General features: G+C 72.9%; 16 protein-coding genes. 12 read left to right on the top strand and 4 right to left on the bottom strand.

All coding sequences use genetic code 11. The features are described from left to right. The first annotated feature begins 77 nt into the window (after positions 1-77). From ACGFZN_RS07295 to ACGFZN_RS07285, 3 genes are all read left to right on the top strand, one after another. Positions 78-641 (top strand): SAV_6107 family HEPN domain-containing protein, encoded by a 564-nt coding sequence (locus ACGFZN_RS07295; protein WP_393857497.1) that lies wholly within the window; start codon positions 78-80, stop codon positions 639-641. Between the two features lie 171 nt (positions 642-812). Further along, on the top strand, positions 813-1,640 hold the full coding sequence (locus ACGFZN_RS07290; protein WP_393857496.1) for a methyltransferase: 828 nt from the start codon (positions 813-815) through the stop codon (positions 1,638-1,640). 276 nt (positions 1,641-1,916) lie between these two features. Further along, positions 1,917-2,300, top strand: coding sequence for a DUF3040 domain-containing protein (locus ACGFZN_RS07285; protein ID WP_330340583.1), 384 nt, complete (start codon positions 1,917-1,919; stop codon positions 2,298-2,300). A gap of 124 nt (positions 2,301-2,424) precedes the next feature. Here ACGFZN_RS07285 and ACGFZN_RS07280 read toward each other — a convergent pair whose 3' ends face one another. The 4 genes from ACGFZN_RS07280 to ACGFZN_RS07265 all read right to left on the bottom strand — a co-directional run bounded on the left by ACGFZN_RS07280 (position 2,425) and on the right by ACGFZN_RS07265 (position 8,039). Further along, complete coding sequence (locus tag ACGFZN_RS07280; protein ID WP_393857495.1) at positions 2,425-4,809, bottom strand: DUF3488 and DUF4129 domain-containing transglutaminase family protein; 2,385 nt, start codon at positions 4,807-4,809, stop codon at positions 2,425-2,427. Beyond that, on the bottom strand, positions 4,806-6,167 hold the full coding sequence (locus ACGFZN_RS07275; protein ID WP_393857494.1) for a DUF58 domain-containing protein: 1,362 nt from the start codon (positions 6,165-6,167) through the stop codon (positions 4,806-4,808). Before ACGFZN_RS07275 ends, ACGFZN_RS07280 begins: the two co-directional genes overlap by 4 nt. Further along, positions 6,167-7,243, bottom strand: a complete 1,077-nt coding sequence (locus tag ACGFZN_RS07270; protein ID WP_393857493.1) for an AAA family ATPase — start codon at positions 7,241-7,243, stop codon at positions 6,167-6,169. The genes ACGFZN_RS07275 and ACGFZN_RS07270 overlap by 1 nt, the downstream gene beginning before the upstream one ends. A 247-nt stretch (positions 7,244-7,490) precedes the next feature. After that, the gene (locus ACGFZN_RS07265) at positions 7,491-8,039 is read right to left on the bottom strand and encodes a beta-class carbonic anhydrase (RefSeq protein ID WP_393857492.1); all 549 of its coding nucleotides are present in this window, start codon (positions 8,037-8,039) and stop codon (positions 7,491-7,493) included. Between the two features lie 427 nt (positions 8,040-8,466). Between ACGFZN_RS07265 and rsmH the strand changes: the two genes are divergently transcribed. The 9 genes from rsmH to murG all read left to right on the top strand — a co-directional run bounded on the left by rsmH (position 8,467) and on the right by murG (position 20,248). Beyond that, positions 8,467-9,471, top strand: coding sequence for a 16S rRNA (cytosine(1402)-N(4))-methyltransferase RsmH (gene rsmH, locus ACGFZN_RS07260; RefSeq protein ID WP_393857491.1), 1,005 nt, complete (start codon positions 8,467-8,469; stop codon positions 9,469-9,471). Positions 9,472-9,513: 42 nt separating this feature from the next. After that, positions 9,514-10,113 carry a septum formation initiator family protein gene (locus ACGFZN_RS07255; RefSeq protein ID WP_393857490.1) on the top strand — a complete coding sequence of 200 codons (600 nt, stop codon included), beginning with the start codon at positions 9,514-9,516 and terminating at the stop codon, positions 10,111-10,113. A gap of 5 nt (positions 10,114-10,118) precedes the next feature. Next, on the top strand, positions 10,119-12,086 hold the full coding sequence (locus ACGFZN_RS07250; RefSeq protein WP_393857489.1) for a peptidoglycan D,D-transpeptidase FtsI family protein: 1,968 nt from the start codon (positions 10,119-10,121) through the stop codon (positions 12,084-12,086). 163 nt (positions 12,087-12,249) lie between these two features. Further along, positions 12,250-13,770: a UDP-N-acetylmuramoyl-L-alanyl-D-glutamate--2,6-diaminopimelate ligase gene (locus tag ACGFZN_RS07245; RefSeq protein WP_393857488.1), complete on the top strand. Its 1,521-nt coding sequence runs from the start codon at positions 12,250-12,252 to the stop codon at positions 13,768-13,770. Positions 13,771-13,798: 28 nt separating this feature from the next. Next, positions 13,799-15,214 carry a UDP-N-acetylmuramoyl-tripeptide--D-alanyl-D-alanine ligase gene (gene murF / locus ACGFZN_RS07240; protein WP_393857487.1) on the top strand — a complete coding sequence of 472 codons (1,416 nt, stop codon included), beginning with the start codon at positions 13,799-13,801 and terminating at the stop codon, positions 15,212-15,214. After that, positions 15,211-16,284: a phospho-N-acetylmuramoyl-pentapeptide-transferase gene (gene mraY / locus ACGFZN_RS07235; RefSeq protein WP_330340593.1), complete on the top strand. Its 1,074-nt coding sequence runs from the start codon at positions 15,211-15,213 to the stop codon at positions 16,282-16,284. Before murF ends, mraY begins: the two co-directional genes overlap by 4 nt. Next, entirely contained in the window at positions 16,266-17,708 is a 1,443-nt protein-coding gene (gene murD, locus ACGFZN_RS07230; RefSeq protein WP_393857486.1) for a UDP-N-acetylmuramoyl-L-alanine--D-glutamate ligase, read from the top strand. The genes mraY and murD overlap by 19 nt, the downstream gene beginning before the upstream one ends. 83 nt (positions 17,709-17,791) lie before the next feature. Then, the gene (ftsW, locus tag ACGFZN_RS07225; RefSeq protein WP_393857485.1) at positions 17,792-19,153 is read left to right on the top strand and encodes a putative lipid II flippase FtsW; all 1,362 of its coding nucleotides are present in this window, start codon (positions 17,792-17,794) and stop codon (positions 19,151-19,153) included. A 6-nt stretch (positions 19,154-19,159) separates the two neighbouring features. Continuing rightward, positions 19,160-20,248, top strand: a complete 1,089-nt coding sequence (gene murG / locus ACGFZN_RS07220) for an undecaprenyldiphospho-muramoylpentapeptide beta-N-acetylglucosaminyltransferase (protein WP_393857484.1) — start codon at positions 19,160-19,162, stop codon at positions 20,246-20,248. The last annotated feature ends 12 nt before the right edge of the window (positions 20,249-20,260 follow it).

Raw genomic sequence — 20,260 nt, 5'->3', positions numbered from 1 at the left:
AACGGATTGTCAGTGCCATACCTCACGATGGGCACATACGGCACCCGTGCCGTCACCCAGACGACAGGAGGTTCGTCATGGCCAACCCGTCCGCAGCCGCCGCCCGCCGGCGCCGCGTCACCGGCCCTGCCCCCTCACTGACCGGCCCGGCGAGCGACGTGCACCCCGTGCTCCGCCGGGTCACGGCCCCGCCCGCCGCTCTCGACCTGCTCGCCCAGGCCCGCGCCGGACTGGACGAGGCCGCCGTCCTGGAGACGCCGAACGAGCGCTATGCCACGGCCCACCTCGCCGCCCTGCGCACCGCCGCCGCCGTGCTCGCCGCCCGCGGCCGCCCCGAGACCTCGCCCCGGCGCCGCGCCCGGATCCGCAGCGCCTGGGAGGTGCTGCCCGAGATCGCCCCGGAACTGACCGAGTGGAGCGCGCTGTTCGCCTCCGGCGCCGCCCGCCGCGCCCGCGCCGAGGCCGGCATCCAGGGCGCGGCCAGCCGCCGCGACGCCGACGACCTGATACGGGACGTGGCGATGTTCCTGCGCATCGTCGAGCGGATGCTCGTCCTCCAGCCGGTCCTGCCCCAGCCCCGCCAGGACCCCGGAGAACCGGACGGCCCGAGAACGCGCGGCGACCTCCCGGACGCGGGCTGACCACCGCAGCACCGGGGTGCGGGACGCCGCGGGTCCGGGCCTGCGGGACGCCGTGGGGCCCGGCGCGCGAGACGCGCCGAGTCCGGTCCGCCTGCGGTGACCGGCGAAGCGGCGGAGGCAATAGGGTGGAGTCGCCTGAAGCCTTCCAGCCCTGCCGAGGAGTCAACCGCCGTGTCGGACCCGATGCGCCCGCCCGCCTCCCACCAGCACCCGCACCCGGCGTCGCCGCGCTCCGACACCCCCCGCTCCCGCGCCTCCCTGCGCACCGCCGTCGTCTGGGAGGTCCTCCAGGACGCCCTCGACCGCCGGGTCAAGGCCACCGGACGCGAGGCGCTGGACGTCCTCGACACCGGAGGCGGCAGCGGCAACTTCGCCGTGCCCCTCGCCCGGCTCGGCCACCGCGTCACCGTCGTCGACCCCAGTCCCAACGCGCTGTTCGCGCTGGAGCGCCGGGCCGCCGAGGCCGGCGTCGCCGACCGGGTCAAGGGCGTCCAGGGCGACGCGCACGGCCTGTTCGACGTGGTCGAGCGCGGGGGCTACGACGCCGTGCTGTGCCACGGCGTCCTGGAGTACGTGGACGACCCGGCCGAGGGGCTCCGCAACGCCGTCGCCGCACTGCGCTCCGAGGGCGTCCTCAGCCTGCTCGCCGCCGGCCTCGGCGGTGCCGTGCTGGCCCGCGCCCTCGCCGGTCACTTCACGGAGGCCCGGCAGGCGCTGCAGGACCCCGAGGGCCGCTGGGGCTCCGGGGACCCGATGCCGCGCCGGTTCACCGCCGAGCAGCTCACCGCGCTCGTCGAGGGCGCGGGCCTCAGGGTCGGCGCGGTGCACGGCGTGCGCGTCTTCGCCGACCTGGTGCCCGGCGTCCTCGTGGACACCGAGCCCGGCGCCCTCGACGCGCTCCTCAAGCTGGAGTCCGCGGCGGCCGAGCTGCCCGCCTTCCACTCCGTCGCCACCCAGCTGCACGTGCTCGGTGAGACGCCGGGTGCCGCCGAGGGCTGAGCGCACCGCCGTGACCCGCCGCTGATCAGGGGCTCGTCGGCGGATGGAGTACGCCACAAGCCCCCCGATCGTGGGGTTTGCGCCGTATGATCGAGGTAAGCCGCCCGGCATGACGGGTCGGCCGCCGGGGAATGGAAGCCTCAGCGAGCCGGGTCAGCCATGACGGACTCGGTTGGCCAATTGGCGTAGAGGGGCGGGTTTCACGGGGGCGATTCCCTGCCTATCCTGAAGGGACCCCCCGGGTCGCCCCGGCGACTGCACGATGAGGAGGACTCCGTGCCGCTCTCGGAGCACGAGCAGCGCATGCTCGAGCAAATGGAGCGAGCGCTGTACGCCGAAGATCCCAAGTTCGCGTCGGCGCTTGAGGGAAACGGGCTGCGGACGTACACCCGGCGGCGGGTCTACCAGGCGGTCGCGGGCTTCCTCGTGGGTATCGCGCTCCTCATGGCCGGAATGGTCGCGCAGCTGATCTGGGTCAGCGTGGTGGGTTTCCTCGTCATGCTGGGCTGCGCCGTACTCGCGGTCACCGGCTGGCGCAAGGCGCCCAAGCCGGGTGAGCAGCCGGCGGGCGCCGTCCGCCGCCAGGTGCGGCCGAAGCGCTCCATGATGGACCGTATCGAGGAGCGCTGGCAGCGCCGCCGGGACGGGCAGGGACAGTAGCGGCGGCCGTCCGGCGGCTTCGAGGAAGCGACCGGACGACGACGTCGACGGGCACGGACGAGACACAGACACAGACCACGTGTGAGGGGCGGCCACCGGCGGTGGCCGCCCCTCACACGTCGACTCAGCCCTGCTGCTGCGACGGCCGGCGCAGTCCGGGCCGGACCCGCGTGAGCCGGGTCCTGAGCGCCGACCAGCGGTCCGACACCGCCCACAGCACCCGCACCGACGAGCGGGGCAGGAGCAGTGCCCGCAGCCGCGTACCCGCGCTCACACTGCCGCGCAGGCCCGCGATCACCTGGCGCACGTCCTCGGCCGCACCCGCCGCCGGACGCGGCCGGGGCGCGTAGAGCGCCTGCTCCACCGCGTCCGCCAGCCGGTGCACCGCGGCACCGGCCGTCTGATCCAGCCCGCCCAGCCCGGCGATCCGGGCGGCCGCCCGGCGCGGGGTCAGTGACTCGTCGGGCGTGATGCCGTGGTCCCAGGCGCTGTCCGTCAACTCCTGCCAGGCCGCCAGGGTGTGCGCGAGCGCGCCCTCCTCCGTCCGGGCGTGCCCGCCGAGCCGCACCGAACGCACCCGCAGCCGCCACAGCATCGGCGCCAGCGGAACCGCCAGGACCAGCAGCGCGGCCAGACCGATCAGCAGATACCACCACGGGCCCGCGCCACCGCCGCCGCTGTGCGGGGCCGCCGCCGCGGACGCGGTGTCGCAGCCCTGCGCCCTGGCCAGGTCGGGCCCGCAGCTCTGGCCCTGCGAGGCCGTCGCCGAGGGCCCCGCCGACGCCTCGTGCGACGGCAGGTCCGGGTTGGGCAGCGAGGTGCCGGGCGTGTCCGACTGGGTGTACGACGGCATGGTGCCGCGGGTCGGGGTCGGCTCGAAGCGGGTCCAGCCCACGCCCTCGAAGTACAGCTCCGGCCAGGCGTGCGCGTCCTTCTGGCTCACCGTGACCGTGCCGTCGGCCTGCGGGGTGCCTGGCGCGAAGCCCACCGCGACCCGGGCCGGGATGCCGAGGGTGCGGGCCATCGCCGCCATGGCGAAGGAGAAGTGGACGCAGAAGCCCTCCTTCTTCTTCAGGAACGTCGCGATGGCGTTGGGACCGCGGCCGACCTCCACCTGGGTGTCGTACTGGAAGCCGCCCGAGACCGCGAAGTAGTCCTGGAGCTTGACCGCCTGCTCGTAGTGGCTCCGGGCGCCCGCCGTGATCTGCCGGGCGGTCCTGGCCACCACCTTCGGCACCGAGGACGGCACCTTCGTGTACTCGCGCTCCAGGGCGGAGGGCGGCTCGGGCGCCGTTGCCAGCTGCGCCGCCGTCGGCTGCACGTCCAGGCTGGTCACCTGGTAGGTCTCGCCGCGCGTGGTCTGGCCGTGGTCGCCGACGAGCGTCATGCCGACCGGTTCGTAGCGCCAGCGGCCGCCGATCCTCACCCCGCTCGGCGGGTACGGCATCGGCAGCCAGTCCTGGGCGTACCAGTCCGACGCCGAGACCGTCGTCGTCACCGTGGCCCGCTTGACGTCCCCGCCCAGACCGATGGGGGTGGGGAACCGGTCCGGCACCCCGACGATGTGCCGCTGGGCCGGCTTCCACGTGGTGCCGTCGAAGTCGTCCAGGGACACTATCCGCAGATACAGGTCCGAGATGTCGGTCGCACTGGTCCGCACGGACAGCACCTGCCGGTCCGTGTTCGTGTTCAGGCTGTCGCGCAGCGACACCAGGGGGTTGACCGCGGAGATCGTGCCGCCGTTGCCGTCGCCCGCTCCCACGCCCGTGCCGGCGGCCTCCAGCAGGCCGCCCTGCATCGCGGGCAGGGCGAGCGGCACCACCAGAGCCGCGCCGAGCGCGAGCGCGCCGATCCGGCGCCCGGTGCGCACCGGGGCCACCGCGCCGCTCTCCTGGGTACCCGCGGAGCGGGGCGCGCCGCCGAAGACCCGGCCCCACTGCGCCAGCCGGTCCCGGCCCTCCGCGAGCAGCAGCATCAGATAACCGGCCGCCGCCACCAGGAACCACAGCCAGTCCGCCCCGCCGCCGGACAGCCCGGCGGCCACCGAGTACAGCGCGAGCAGCGGCAGCCCGGCCGGGGCGGCGCTGCGGAAGGTCACCGCGAGGGTGTCCACCAGCAGACCGATCAGCAGCACCCCGCCGATCAGCATCAGCTTGATGCCGTCGGTCAGCGGCGCCGGTATCGCGTACTCGCTGACGTCGTTCGACCCCTGCTGGAGCAGGTCGCCGAAGTGCCGGAAGGCGTCCGGGCCCGGCAGCAGTCCGACGACCGCGTGCTCCCGGGCGAAGACCAGGGTCAGCAGCACCAGCGTGACCAGCGCCTGCGCCAGTACCGTCATGGTGCGGCCCAGCGGCACCCGGCGGGCCGCCGCGCCCACCCCGGTCTGCACCGCCAGCAGCGGGACCAGCTGCAGCAGCCAGGTCGGCGCGGCCACCAGGGGCAGCAGCGCGCAGGACGCCATCAGCGTGGCCGCCGCCGCGCACAGCGCCAGTCGTGCCCGCCCGCTCACCGCGCCGCCTCCCCGTTCACCGCGGCCAGGCCCGAACGCTCCCGGTCGGCCTGCTGCCACAGCGCGCCGAGCGCACCGCCGCGCGGCACGCTCAGCGCGGTCCAGCCGGCCTCGCGCAGCATGCGCAGCCGCTCGGCGTGCGGATCGCCCGGCCGCGGCACATCGGTCGCCTCCCGGGTCCAGATGTCCGGGTCCAGCAGGAAGGCGACGGCGCCGCCGCTGCGCCGGCTCATCCTGGCGACCGTCGCCGCCTGCTCCTCGTCCAGGTCGCCCAGGAAGGCGATCAGCAGGCCCTCGTTGCCGCCGCGCAGCATGTCGTACGCCCGGGACAGGCCCGTGCCGTCGGAGTGGTCGATCACCGCGAGTGTGTCCATCATCAGCCCGGCCGCCTCCGCCGTCTCCTGGCCGGCGCCCGCGAACCCGTCGGCGCCCGCACCGGGCACCATGCTGCCGCTGTCCGTCAACAGCCGCACCGAGAAGCCGCGTTCGAGCATGTGCACCAGCACCGAGGCGGCGCCGGAGACGGCCCATTCGAAGGCCGAGTCGGGGCCCGCACCCTCGTAGGCGCCGCCCCGGGTGTCCAGCAGGACCGTGCATCTGGAGCGCCGGGGCTGCTCCTCGCGGCGCACCATCAGCTCGCCGTAGCGTGCGGTGGACCGCCAGTGCACCCGGCGCAGATCGTCGCCGTAGCGGTAGCCGCGCGGAATCACGTCGTCCTCGCCGGCCAGAGCCAGCGAGCGCTGCCGCCCGTCGCCGTACCCCTTGGCCTCGCCGCTGAAGCGGACCGGGAGCAGCGGCTCCACGCGCGGGATGACCGTGAGGGTGTCGAACGTGGAGAAGGAGCGGGTCAGTTCGCACATCCCGAACGGGTCGGTCAGCCGCAGTTGCAGCGGGCCCAGCGGATAGCGGCCGCGCAGATCGGAGCGGACCCGGTAGGACACCTCGCGGCGGCCGCCCGGCTCCACCCGGTCCAGCACGAACCGGGGGCGCGGCCCGAGGACGTACGGCACCCGGTCCTGGAGCATCAGCAGGCCGGTGGGCAGCCGGGAGACGTTCTCCATCCGCAGGTGCACCCGGGCCTCGCTGCCGGCGGGCACGCGCGCGGGGGAGAGCCGGCGGGTGCCGGCCACCCGGTAGCGCGTGCGGTAGACCACGGTCGCGCAGATCAGGGGCAGCGCGGCCAGCAGCAGGCCGACCCGCAGCAGATCCCGCTGGCCGAGGACGTACGCGCAGATCGCGGCGGCGATCCCGGCCGCCAGGAAGGAGCGGCCGCGGGTGGTCAGGCCCGCGAGGGCCGTGCGCACACCGCCCGCGTCCTCGCGGCCGGCCTCCGTCCGCCCGGTCCCCCCGGGGCCCATCACAGACTCCGCGGGGGCTGCTGGGGATACGCCGGGGCACCCCGCCCGAGACCGCCGAAGCCGCTCGGCCGGCCCGGCGCGGCGGGCACCGGTGTCTGCTGGAGGATCTCCTGCACGACCTGCTCGGCCGTACGCCGGTTCAGCTGGGCCTGGGCGGTGGGCAGCAGGCGGTGCGCGAGGACGGCGACGGCGAGCGCCTGGACGTCGTCCGGCAGTGCGTACTCCCGGCCGGCCAGGGCCGCGGACGCCTTCGCCGCGCGCAGCAGGTGCAGCGTCGCGCGCGGGGAGGCGCCGAGTCTGAGGTCGGGGTGCGTGCGGGTGGCGGCGACCAGCTCCACCGCGTACCGCCGGACCGGCTCGGCGACGTGCACGCCGCGCACCGCGTCGATCAGCTTCACGATCTCATGGGCGTGCGCCACCGGCTGCAGGTCCTGGAGCGGACTGACCCCGCCGTGGATGTCGAGCATCTGCAACTCGGCCTCCACGCTGGGGTAGCCGACGGAGACGCGGGCCATGAAGCGGTCGCGCTGGGCCTCGGGCAGCGGGTAGGTGCCCTCCATCTCGACCGGGTTCTGCGTGGCCACCACCATGAAGGGGCTGGGCAGTTCGTAGGTCTGCCCGTCGATGGTGACCTGCCGCTCCTCCATGGACTCCAGCAGCGCCGACTGGGTCTTGGGCGAGGCGCGGTTGATCTCGTCGCCGATCACGATCTGCGCGAACACGGCGCCCGGCTTGAACTCGAAGTCACGGCGCTGCTGGTCCCAGATGGACACCCCGGTGATGTCCGACGGCAGCAGGTCGGGCGTGAACTGGATGCGCCGCACCGAGCAGTCGATGGAGCGGGCCAGCGCCTTGGCGAGCATCGTCTTGCCCACGCCGGGGACGTCCTCGATCAGCAGGTGCCCCTCGGCGAGCAGCACGGTCAGCGCGAGCCGTACGACCTCGGGCTTGCCCTCGATCACGCCTTCGACGGACGCGCGCACCCGCTCGACCGTGGCGGTCAGGTCGTCCCCCACCCCCGAATACGCTTGGGCGGGGGCGCCCCCATGGCTCGCTGGATCGTCATAGGTCGACACCCGGCCCTCCTCGGCCCCGTACTTTCCGGGCCGACGCTGTCTGCGAAACCGGCCCACCCCGAAACACGGACACCGCGCGGGAAAAGTTCCGCGCGACGCCACACCCCGCATTCTTGCTGCCGTTACCGATTCGTGTCACTCGCCTGTGGACAACTGCCCGCAGGATGTCGGTGTCACGTCCTCTCCGTTCCCGGTTTCGGCGAGAGGCGGGCGGGACGGCTCCGGGGTGGCCGGCCGGTGCGGCCGGTCAGGCCGGGTCGACCTCGCGCAGCAGGCCCGTGCGCACGTCGAACACGAAACCGCGCACGTCGTCGGTGTGCAGCAGGAACGGCGAGGTGCGCACCCGCTGCATGGACTGGCGGACGTCCTGGTCGACGTCCCGGAACGCCTCCACCGCCCAGGCCGGCCGCTGGCCTACCTCCATCTCCAGGTCGTGCCGGAAGTCCTCGGTGAGGGACTCCATGCCGCAGCCGGTGTGGTGGATCAGCACCACGCTGCGGGTGCCGAGCGCGCGCTGGCTGATGGTCAGGGAGCGGATCACGTCGTCGGTGACCACACCGCCCGCGTTGCGGATGGTGTGGCAGTCGCCGAGCTGCAGGCCGAGCGCCTTGTGCAGGTCCAGCCGGGCGTCCATGCAGGCCACGACCGCGACCTTGAGCACGGGGCGGGCGTCCATGCCCGGGTCGGTGAACTCGGCGGCGTACGCCTGGTTCGCCGCGACCAGGCGGTCCGTCACGGTGCCGCCGTCCGTTATGGCGCCTTCGGATCCAGTGGAAGATGCTGCGGAAGTCGTCATACTCATGACGTTACTGGTCACCTCCGGTGCCGTCTCCCGGTGAGAGCGGGGCAAACAACGTCATCACGGCGTGTTGTGAGCCGATCCACAGGCGGGGCAAACCTGCTCCGAGCGGGTGAACACCGCCGAATCCCGGCTCCCGCCCCGATGCGCCAGGCGACGCGCAGGCCGGTTGATTGACCGCGAGACACCGTGGACTAAAGTGGCGCGAAGCGGGAGGCGCGGCTCTCCCTGCTGGTGAAACCCCCGGAGACCCCGGCTCGCCCCCGGACCGTCTCCCCACGTGCGCGGCGCGTACGTACGGCTCGGCCTCCTCCCGCTCCCGGTCCGGCTGACGCTTCCGGCGCCGGCAGGCCTGTCCTCGACGAGCTGGCGGGGACCCGGCGGTGCGTGCGGCCCGCGCCGGACGACGAGAGGCCCCCAGACGATGAACGAGCGCGAAGCGCTTCCGCGTGAGAGCGGTGGTGGGCGCGGGGAGGGACAGGGCCGGCACGTCCCGGTGATGCTCCGGCGGTGCCTGGATCTGCTGGCGCCCGCCCTGGAGCGCCCGGGAGCGGTGGCCGTCGACTGCACCCTGGGCCTCGGCGGACACAGCGAGGCGCTGCTGGCCCGGTTCCCCGAGGTCCGGCTGATCGGCCTCGACCGGGACAAGGAGGCGCTGCGGCTGTCCGGCGAGCGGCTCGCGCCCTACGGCGAGCGCGCCACCCTCGTGCACGCCGTCTACGACGAACTGCCCGAGGTGCTGCGCCGGCTGCGCATCGCGCGCGTGCAGGGCGTCCTGTTCGACCTCGGAGTCTCCTCCATGCAGCTGGACGAGGCCGAGCGCGGCTTCGCCTACGCCCAGGACGCGCCCCTGGACATGCGGATGGACCAGACGACCGGCATCAGCGCCGCCGAGGTCCTCAACACCTACCCGGCGGGCGAACTCGTGCGGATCCTGCGCGCGTACGGCGAGGAGAAGCAGGCCAAGCGGATCGTGTCCGCGATCGTGCGCGAGCGCGAGAAGGAGCCGTTCACCAACAGCGCGCGGCTGGTGGAGCTGATCCGGGACGCGCTGCCGCAGGCCGCCAAGCGCACCGGCGGCAACCCGGCCAAGCGCACCTTCCAGGCGCTGCGCATCGAGGTCAACGGCGAACTGTCCGTCCTGGAGCGGGCGATCCCGGCCGCGGTGAAGGCCCTGGACGTCGGCGGCCGTATCGCCGTGCTGTCGTACCACTCGCTGGAGGACCGCCTCGTCAAGCAGGTCTTCGCGGCCGGCGCCGCCTCCACCGCGCCCCCCGGCCTCCCCGTCGTGCCGGAGCGCTACCAGCCGCGGCTCAAGCTGCTCACCCGGGGTGCCGAACTTCCCACCGAGGAAGAGGTCGCCGAGAACCGCCGGGCCGCCCCGGCCAGGCTGCGCGGTGCGGAACGCATCAGGGAGGACGCCGAGTGACCGAGACGGGCCGGTTGGATTCCCGAACCGACGGGGGGAGCCGTGCGTAGCAAACCCCAGCTGAGGGGGCGCGCCGCCCGGCTCGCGCGGCTCCTGCCGGCCGGCCGGGCCCGGGCCGCCCGCACCCCGTTCGTGCTGCTCGTCGTGCTGCTCCTGGGCGGTGGCCTGATCGGGCTGCTGATGCTCAACTCCGCGCTCAGCGAAGGCTCGTTCAAACTCGCCGACCTGCAGAAGCGGACGAAGAACCTCACCGACGAGGAACAGGCGCTGCAGCGGGACATCGACGCCTACTCGTCCCCCGACGCCCTCCAGCGCCGCGCCCGCCAGCTCGGCATGGTCCCGGGCGGCGACCCGGCCTTCCTGGGCCCCGACGGCAGGGTCAAGGGCGTCCCGAGCCCCGCCCCCGAGTCCGCCGCCTTCAGCGACCCGGTCGCCCCCGAGGCCCTGACCCCGGCCCCCGACTCCTCCCTGCCCCCGGCCACACCCGGGGCCCCCGCCCCGGCCGTCCCCGCCCCGGCCACGCCCGGCGCCGCCGCACCGCCCCAGGGCCTGCCCGCGGCCGCCGCTTCGGTCTCCGCGGCGGCCGTACCCCCGCCCCCCGCCAGCTCCCAGCCCACCCCCACCCCGACCCCCGGCAGGTGACGGAAGTGTCCGACAGGGAACCGCCGCGCCGACGTGTGCCCGGGCCCGCCAGGCCGCCGCGGCCGAGGAGCGCCGCCGCCCGGCGGCAGCCCGTGCCCGGCGCCCGTCCGGCCCGGCGCCCGAGCGGGGCCCGGCCCATGCCCGCGCCCCCGCTCCGGCTCGGCAGCCCCCGGCCCCGGCTGCGCATGGTCAGCCTCACGCTCACCCTGGTCCTGATCGCCTTCGTGGTACGGCTGCTGCAGGTGCAGGGCGTCGACGCGAGCGCGTACGCCGCCCGGGCCGAGCAGAACCGGTACGTCGTGCACACGCTGGCCGCCGAGCGCGGCGGGATCACCGACCGCAACGGCGTGGCCCTCGCCATCAGCGAGGACGCCTACGACATCACGGCCGACCCGACGATGTTCAGCAGGAAGCAGCTGAAGATCGGCGACGGCCCGGAGCAGGCCGCCGCGCTGCTCTCGCCGATCCTCGGGCAGAGCCAGGCCGACCTCGTGAGGAAGCTGCGGCCGAAGAACCCCAACTCCCGCTACGCCCGGCTCGCCACCCGGCAGACCCCGCAGGTCTGGAAGCAGATCAAGGACCTGAAGACCGCGCTCGCCGACAAGGCGGAGACCGACAAGAACACCGTCAACGTGCTCGCCGGAGTCTTCGCCGACCCCAGCAGCCAGCGCGTGTACCCCAACGGCGACCTCGCCGCCGGGATACTGGGCTGGGTCAACGCCGACGGCAAGGGCGGCGGCGGCATCGAGCAGGAGCTGAACAAGCAGCTCTCCGGGAAGGACGGCAAGATCCGCTACGCCCAGTCGGGCGGCCGCGAGGTGCCGACCGCGGGCTCCAACGAGACGCCCGCCGTGCCCGGTTCCGACGTCGAGCTGACCATCGACCGCGACATCCAGTGGGCCGCGCAGAACGCCATCACCGAGCAGGTGAAGAAGTCCAGGGCCGACCGCGGTTATGTCATCGTCCAGGACACCCGCACCGGCCAGATCCTGGCCATGGCCAACGCGCCCGGCTTCGACCCCAACGACCTGTCGAAGGCGGACGGCGCCGCCCTGGGCAACGCCGCCCTGCAGGACGCCTACGAGCCCGGCTCCACCGCCAAGGTGATGTCCATGGCGGCCGTGCTGGAGGAGAACGCGGCGACGCCGCTCACCCACGTCGTCGTACCCAACCGGCTGCACCGCGGCGACCGGCTCTTCTCCGACGACGTCGACCACGACACCTGGTACCTCACGCTGAACGGCGTCCTCGCCAAGTCCAGCAACATCGGCACCATCCTGGCCACCGGCCAGCTGGGCAAGACCCAGCCCCAGGCCAACAAGGTCCTCTACTCCTACCTGCGCAGGTTCGGCATCGGCAGCTACACCGGGCTCGGCTTCCCCGGCGAGACGCCCGGCATCCTCGCGCCGTACCAGAAGTGGTCCACCTCGCAGCAGTACACGATCCCTTTCGGCCAGGGTTTCTCCCTCAACGCGATGCAGGCCGCCTCCGTGTACTCGACCATCGCCAACGGCGGGGTGCGGATCCAGCCGACCCTGGTGCGCGGCACCAAGGGCCCCGACGGGCGCTTCGCCCCCGCGCCCATGCCCAAGCGGACCCGCGTGGTCAGCGAGAAGACCGCCAAGACCCTGGCGCGGATGCTGGAGTCCGTGGTGGACGACGAGCAGGGCACCGGCGCCAAGGCGCGCATCCCCGGCTACAACGTCGCCGGCAAGACCGGCACGGCCAACCGTGTGGATCCGGCCACCGGCCGGTACCGCGGCTACACCTCGTCGTTCGCCGGGTTCGCACCCGCCGACAACCCCCGGATCACCGTGTACTGCGCCATCCAGAACGCCACCTCGGGCAGCTACTTCGGCGGCCAGATCTGCGGCCCCATCTACAAGCAGGTGATGGAGTTCGCCCTGAAGACCCTCCAGGTGCCGCCGACCGGCGCGCCGGCCGCGAACCTGCCCGTCGACTACAAGCCCTGATCAGCACCGGAACACCAGGAACGAACCCGTGACGACGATCACCCCGGACCCCGGGAACCAAGGCGCCCGCAGCCCCTCGCTTCGCTCCGGACGGGGTACGCCCGGTACGCTCACCGCCGTGCCACACGCTGATCAGTCCCAAACCACCCAGAAAGGCGCTTCCGTGACATATCCGGGACCGCCGCGACCGGTCGAGGTCTCCGCCACACCCCTCGCGGAACTGGCCGATCAGCTGGGTGCCGCCGCTCCGGAGGCCGACGCCGGGATCACGGGGATCACCCACGACTCGCGCGCCGTCCGCCCCGGCGACCTGTACGCCGCCCTCCCGGGCGCCCGCCTGCACGGCGCGGACTTCGTCACCCAGGCCGCCGGGCTCGGCGCGGCCGCCGTGCTCACCGACCCGGCGGGCGCCGAGCGCGCCGCCGCGACCGGACTGCCGGTCCTGGTCGTCGACGACCCGCGCGGGCGGATGGGCGAGCTGGCGGCGACGATCTACGGCCACCCGGGCCGCGACCTGCTGCAGATCGGCATCACCGGCACCTCCGGCAAGACCACCACCGCCTACCTCGTCGAGGGCGGCCTGCGGACCGCGAAGTCCACCGGTCTCGTCGGCACGGTCGAGATGCGCATCGGCGACGAGCGCATCAAGTCCGAGCGCACCACCCCGGAGGCCACCGACCTGCAGGCCCTGTTCGCCGTCATGCGCGAGCGCGGCGTCGAGGCGGTCGCCATGGAGGTCTCCAGCCACGCCCTGGTGCTCGGCCGGGTCGACGGCTGCGTCTTCGACGTCGCCGTGTTCACCAACCTCAGCCCGGAACACATGGAGTTCCACTCCGGCATGGAGGACTACTTCCGGGCCAAGGCGCAGCTGTTCACGCCCGAGCGCAGCAGGCTCGGAGTGGTCAACGCCGACGACGAGTACGGCCGCCGGCTGGTCCGGGAGGCCACGGTGCCGGTCGTCACCTACTCCGCCGAGGGCCACCCCGACGCCGACTGGCGCGCCGAGCACGTCCAGGTCGGGCCCATGGACTCGACGTTCACCGTGCTCGGCCCGAACGGCGAGCGGATCCAGGCCAAGTCGCCGCTGCCGGGCCCCTTCAACGTGGCGAACACCCTCGCCGCCGTCGTCGCCCTCGCCGCCGCCGGTCTCGACCCGCAGACCGCCGCCGACGGCGTCGCCGCCGTCCCGGGCGTCCCCGGCCGGCTGGAGCGCGTCGACGCCGGGCAGTCCTACCTCGCGGTCGTCGACTACGCCCACAAGACCGACGCCGTCGAGTCCGTGCTCAGGGCGCTGCGCAAGGTCACCAAGGGCCGGCTGCACGTCGTCCTCGGCTGCGGCGGTGACCGCGACCGGACCAAGCGGGCCCCGATGGGCGCCGCCGTGGCCCGGCTCGCCGACACGGCCGTACTGACCTCCGACAACCCCCGCTCCGAGGACCCGCTCGCGATCCTCGCGACCATGCTCGAGGGCGCCGCCTCGGTGCCCGCGCACGAGCGCGGCGAGGTGCTCCTGTTCGAGGACCGGGCCGCCGCGATCGCCGCCGCCGTGGGGCGCGCCCGGGCCGGCGACACCGTGCTGGTCGCGGGCAAGGGCCACGAGCAGGGCCAGGACATCGCCGGCGTGGTCCGTCCCTTCGACGACCGCCAGGTGCTCCGCGAAGCCATCCAGAAGACCCAGGGATGAAAATCCCGAAGATCCAGGGGATGAACTTGTGATCGCCCTCTCCCTCGCCGAGATCGCAGCAGTCGTCGGCGGGCAGACGCACGACATACCGGATCCGTCCGTCCAGGTCACCGGACCGGTCGTCCGGGACTCCCGGGAAGTGGCGCCCGGCAGCCTGTTCGTCGCCTTCGTCGGCGAACGCGTGGACGGCCACGACTTCGCCGCGCAGGTGATCGAGGCCGGTGCGGCCGCCGTACTGGCGTCCCGCCCGGTCGGCGTGCCCGCGATCGTGGTCGAGGACGTGCAGAGCGCGCTCGGCGCCCTCGCCCGGCACGTCGTACGCCGGCTCGGCGCGACCCTCGTCGCCCTGACCGGCTCGGCGGGCAAGACCAGCACCAAGGACCTGATCGCCCAGGTCCTGCAGCGCAAGGCGCCGACGGTGTTCACGCCCGGCTCGCTCAACAACGAGATCGGGCTGCCGCTGACCGCCCTGTCCGCCACCGAGGAGACCCGCTTCCTGGTGCTGGAGATGGGCGCCCGCGGCATCGGGCACATCCGCTACCTCACCGAGCTGACCCCGCCGCGGGTCGGCCTGGTCCTGAACGTCGGCAGCGCCCACATCGGCGAGTTCGGCGGCCGGGAGCAGATCGCCCAGGCCAAGGGCGAGTTGGTGGAGGCGCTGCCCGCGGCCGGCGAGGGCGGGATCGCGGTCCTCAACGCCGATGACCCGCTGGTGCGGGCCATGGCCGCCCGTACCAAGGCGAAGGTGGTCCTTTTCGGAGAGTCGGCCGAAGCGGACGTACGCGCCGAGAACGTACGACTCACGGACAGCGGACAGCCGTCCTTCAGGCTTCACACACCCTCCGGTGCAAGCGATGTGACCATGCGCCTGTACGGTGAGCACCACGTGTCGAACGCGCTCGCCGCGGCCGCCGTCGCCCATGAGCTGGGCATGTCCGCGGAAGAGATCGCCACCGCGCTCTCCGAGGCGGGCTCCCTCTCCCGCTGGCGCATGGAGGTCACCGAGCGCCCGGACGGCGTGACCATCGTCAACGACGCCTACAACGCCAACCCCGAGTCCATGCGGGCCGCCCTTCGGGCGCTCGCGGCCATGGGCAAGGGGCGCCGCACGTGGGCGGTGCTCGGCAAGATGGCCGAGCTGGGGGACGAGGCGCTCGCCGAGCACGACGCCGTCGGACGGCTCGCCGTCCGGCTCAACGTCAGCAAGCTCGTCGCCGTCGGGGGGATTGAGGCCTCCTGGCTGCAACTGGGCGCATATAACGAGGGTTCGTGGGGTGAGGAGTCGGTGCACGTGTCCGACGCACAGGCGGCGATCGACCTGTTGCGCAGCGAGTTGCGCCCGGGGGACGTCGTGCTCGTGAAGGCGTCCCGTTCGGTGGGTCTGGAGAGCGTTGCCCAGGCGCTCGCCGAGACCGGTGCCGAGGGCGAGGTTGCCGCCCGATGATGAAGCAGATCCTGTTCTCAGGAGTCATTGGCCTCTTCCTGACGCTGATCGGCACCCCGCTGCTGATCAAGCTCCTCGCCCGCAAGGGCTACGGCCAGTACATCCGTGACGACGGACCGCGCGAGCACGCCAGCAAGCGCGGTACGCCGACCATGGGCGGTATCGCCTTCATCCTGGCGACCATCGCGGCGTACTTCCTGAGCAAGCTCATCACCGGTTACCCGCCCACCTACTCCGGGCTGCTCGTCCTCGGCCTGATGTTCGGCATGGGCCTGGTCGGCTTCCTCGACGACTACATCAAGATCGTCAAGCGGCGTTCGCTGGGCCTGCGCGCCAAGGCGAAGATGGCCGGCCAGCTGATCGTCGGCATCGCCTTCGCGGTGCTGTCGCTGATGTTCTCCGATGCGCGCGGCAACACCCCGGCCTCCACCAAGCTGTCCTTCATCACCGACTTCGGCTGGTCGATCGGCCCGGTGCTGTTCGTGATCTGGGCGCTGTTCATGATCCTCGCGATGTCGAACGGCGTGAACCTCACCGACGGTCTGGACGGCCTGGCCACCGGCGCCTCCGTGCTCGTCTTCGGCGCCTACACGTTCATCGGCGTCTGGCAGTTCCAGGAGTCCTGCGCCAACGCGCAGACCCTGACCAACCCGGCCGCCTGCTACGAGGTGCGCGACCCGCTCGACCTCGCGGTGATCGCCTCCGCGCTGATGGGCGCCTGCCTGGGCTTCCTGTGGTGGAACACCTCGCCGGCGAAGATCTTCATGGGTGACACCGGCTCGCTCGCCCTCGGCGGCGTCCTCACCGGCCTGGCCATCCTCTCCCGCACGGAGCTGCTGCTCGCCATCATGGGCGGCCTGTTCGTCCTCATCACCATGTCGGTCGTCATCCAGGTCGGCTCCTTCCGGCTCACCGGCAAGCGCGTCTTCCGGATGGCGCCGCTCCAGCACCACTTCGAACTCAAGGGCTGGTCCGAAGTCCTGGTGGTGGTCCGCTTCTGGATCATCCAGGGCATCTGTGTCATCGTCGGACTGGGCCTCTTCTACGCAGGATGGGCAGCGGACAAGTGACCTCCACCTCGGAGCTCTCCGACTTCCAGGGCAAGCACGTCACCGTCGCCGGGCTCGGCGTCTCCGGCGTCCCGGCGGCGAAGGCGCTGCACGCGCGCGGGGCGGTCGTCACGGTCGTCAACGACGGCGACGACGCACGCGCGCGTGAACAGGCCGCGGAGCTGCAGGCGCTCGGCGTCACCGTGCGCCTCGGTGATGGGGCGACCCTGCCGGAGGGCACCGAGCTGATCGTCACCGCGCCCGGCTGGAAGCCCGACAAGCCGCTGTTCCGGGCGGCCGAGAAGGCCGGTGTGCCCGTCTGGGGCGATGTGGAGCTGGCCTGGCGGCTGCGCGGACCCGGCGCGGCCCCCTGGCTCGCGGTCACCGGCACCAACGGCAAGACCACCACCGTCCAGATGCTCGCGTCGATCCTGAGCGCCGCCGGGCTGCGCACGGCCGCCGTCGGCAACATCGGCGTCTCCCTGCTGGACGCGGTCCTCGGCGAGGAGGAGTACGACGTCCTCGCCGTGGAGCTGTCCAGCTACCAGCTGCACTGGGCGCCCTCGCTGCGCGCCCACTCCGCGGCGGTCCTCAACCTCGCCCCGGACCACCTCGACTGGCACGGCTCCATGGAGGCCTACGCGCGCGACAAGGGCCGTATCTATGAGGGCAATCGGGTCGCCTGCGTCTACAACGCGGCCGACAAGCGCACCGAGGAGCTGGTGCGCGAGGCCGACGTCGAGGAGGGCTGCCGCGCCATCGGCTTCACCCTCGGCACCCCCGCGCCCTCCCAACTCGGCGTCGTGGACGGCATCCTGGTCGACCGCGCCTTCGTGGAGAACCGGCAGAAGAACGCGCAGGAGCTGGCCGAGGTCTCCGACGTCAACCCGCCGGCCCCGCACAACATCGCCAACGCCCTTGCCGCGGCGGCCCTCGCGCGCGCCTTCGGGGTGCCCGCCGGGGCCGTGCGCGACGGCCTCAGGGCCTTCCGCCCGGACGCCCACCGCATCGCGCACGTCGCCGACGTCGACGGGGTGGCGTACGTGGACGACTCCAAGGCGACCAACACCCATGCCGCGGAAGCCTCGTTGGCGGCATATGAACCGATCGTATGGATTGCGGGCGGCCTGGCGAAGGGCGCGACCTTCGACGAACTGGTCGCGAGGTCGGCCGAGCGGCTGCGCGGCGCCGTCCTGATCGGCGCCGATCGTGCCCTGATCCGCGACGCCCTCGCGCGACACGCGCCGGAAGTCCCCGTGGTCGACGTCGACCGGACCGACACTGGGGCGATGCTCCAGGCGGTGACGGAGGCGAAGCGGCTCGCACAGCCCGGCGACACGGTGCTGCTGGCCCCGGCCTGCGCCTCCATGGACATGTTCACCAACTACAACCAGCGCGGTGACGCGTTCGCGGCGGCGGTCCGCGAACTCGAAGCGGGCGCCTGACCGGGTCTCGGCCACACAGGGTGCTTCGGGACCCTCGAAGGAACGGGAGACTCGGATGTGGCTGAGGTCGGGAGGAGCCGGTGATGCCCGGTAGCCGTACAGGTCGTCCTCCGGCCGGGCGGGCCGTCAAGCGGCCCCCCGCGCCGCGCCTTGCGCGCGAGAACCCCGTGCAGCGCCTCTACACCCGCGCCCGGCGGGCCTGGGACCGGCCGCTGACCGCCTACTACCTGATCGTCGGCGGCACCCTGCTGATCACCGTGCTGGGGCTGGTGATGGTCTACTCGGCCTCCCAGATCACCGCGCTGCAGCTCTCGCTGCCCGGGTCGTACTTCTTCCGCAAGCAGTTCCTCGCCGCGCTCATCGGCGGCGTGCTGCTGTTCGCGGCCTCCCGCATGCCGGTGAAACTGCACCGGGCGCTCGCCTACCCGATCCTCGCCGCAGCCGTCTTCCTGATGGTCCTGGTGCAGATCCCCGGGATAGGGATGGCGGTCAACGGCAACCAGAACTGGATCTCCCTCGGCGGCTCGTTCCAGATCCAGCCCAGCGAGTTCGGCAAGCTGGCGCTGGTGCTGTGGGGCGCCGATCTGATCGCCCGCAAGCAGGAGAAGAAGCTGCTGACCCAGTGGAAGCACATGCTGGTGCCCCTGGTCCCGGTCGCCTTCATGCTGCTCGGTCTGATCATGCTCGGCGGCGACATGGGTACGACGATCATCCTGACGGCGATCCTGTTCGGTCTGCTCTGGCTCGCGGGGGCGCCGACCCGGCTGTTCTCCGGGGTGCTGAGCGTCGCCGGGCTGCTGGCGGCCCTCGCCATCTGGTCCAGCCCGCACCGGCTGAACCGGCTCAGCTGCATCGCCGCCACCGACCCCGGCCCGAACGACATGTGCTGGCAGGGCGCGCACGGCATCTACGCCCTCGCCTCCGGCGGACTCTTCGGCTCCGGCCTCGGCGCGAGTGTGGAAAAATGGGGTCAACTGCCCGAAGCGCACACCGACTTCATCTTCGCCGTCACCGGTGAGGAGCTGGGCCTGGCGGGGACGCTGTCGGTGCTCGCCCTCTTCGCGGCTCTAGGCTATGCGGGTATCCGCGTGGCCGGACGCACGGAGGACCCCTTCGTGAGGTACGCCGCGGGAGGCGTGACCACCTGGATCACCGCCCAGGCGGTGATCAACATCGGTGCGGTGCTCGGTCTGCTGCCGATCGCCGGCGTGCCCCTCCCGCTGTTCTCCTACGGAGGGTCGGCCCTGCTGCCGACCATGTTCGCCATCGGGCTGCTGATCGCCTTCGCGCGCGACGAGCCCGCTGCGCGGGCGGCGCTTGCGATGCGGCAACCTCGCTTTGGTAGAAAGCGGGGGACTGGGGGCTCCGGGTCCGGTCGGAGTCCCCGGAGATGGAACACGATGCGACGGCGTGCCTCGGCGGCGCGTCCGTCCGGAGAGCGGTGAATTTCGGTGCATGTCGTACTCGCCGGTGGGGGGACCGCCGGCCACATCGAGCCCGCGCTCGCCCTCGCGGACGCCCTGCGCAGGCAGGACCCGACCGTGGGGATCACGGCCCTGGGCACGGAGCGCGGCCTGGAGACCCGGCTCGTCCCCGAGCGCGGCTATGAACTCGCGCTGATCCCGGCGGTGCCGCTGCCCCGCAAGCCGACGCCCGAGCTGATCACCGTCCCGGGCCGGCTGCGCGGCACCATCAAGGCCGCCGAGCAGGTCCTGGAGCGCACCAAGGCGGACGTCGTGGTCGGTTTCGGCGGCTATGTCGCCCTGCCCGGCTATCTGGCCGCCAAGCGCCTCGGTGTGCCCATCGTGATCCACGAGGCCAACGCCCGCCCCGGCCTCGCCAACAAGATCGGCTCGCGGTACGCGGCCCGGGTCGCCGTCTCCACGCCGGACAGCAAGCTGCGCGACGCCCGCTACATCGGCATCCCGCTGCGCCGCTCCATCGCCACCCTGGACCGCGCCGCCGTGCGCCCGGAGGCCCGGCACCGCTTCGGCCTCGACCCGAACCTGCCCACGCTGCTCGTCTCCGGCGGCTCCCAGGGCGCCCGGCGCCTGAACGAGGTGACCCAGGCGGTCGCCCCCTGGCTCCAGCAGGCCGGCATCCAGATCCTGCACGCGGTCGGCCCGAAGAACGAACTGCCGCAGGTGCACCAGATGCCGGGAATGCCCCCCTATATCCCGGTAAGTTACCTGGACCGGATGGACCTCGCGTACGCCGCGGCCGACATGATGCTCTGCCGCGCGGGCGCGATGACCGTCGCCGAACTCTCCGCCGTCGGGCTCCCGGCCGCGTACGTCCCGCTGCCCATCGGCAACGGCGAACAGCGCCTGAACGCTCAGCCGGTGGTGAAGGCCGGCGGCGGACTCCTGGTCGACGACGCGGAACTCACGCCCGAGTGGGTGCAGCAGAACGTCCTGCCCGTGCTCGCCGATCCGCACCGGCTGTACGAGATGTCCCGCGCGGCAAGCGAGTTCGGCCGCCGGGACGCCGACGAACTGCTCGTCGGCATGGTGTACGAGGCGATCGCCTCACGCCGTTAGGACCATATGACG

The sequence above is a fragment of the Streptomyces sp. NPDC048192 genome, from assembly GCF_043202415.1.
Taxonomy (GTDB): domain Bacteria; phylum Actinomycetota; class Actinomycetes; order Streptomycetales; family Streptomycetaceae; genus Streptomyces.
Note: the sequence above shows the minus strand (reverse complement) of the source record. Positions and strands in the feature narration are given on the sequence as shown.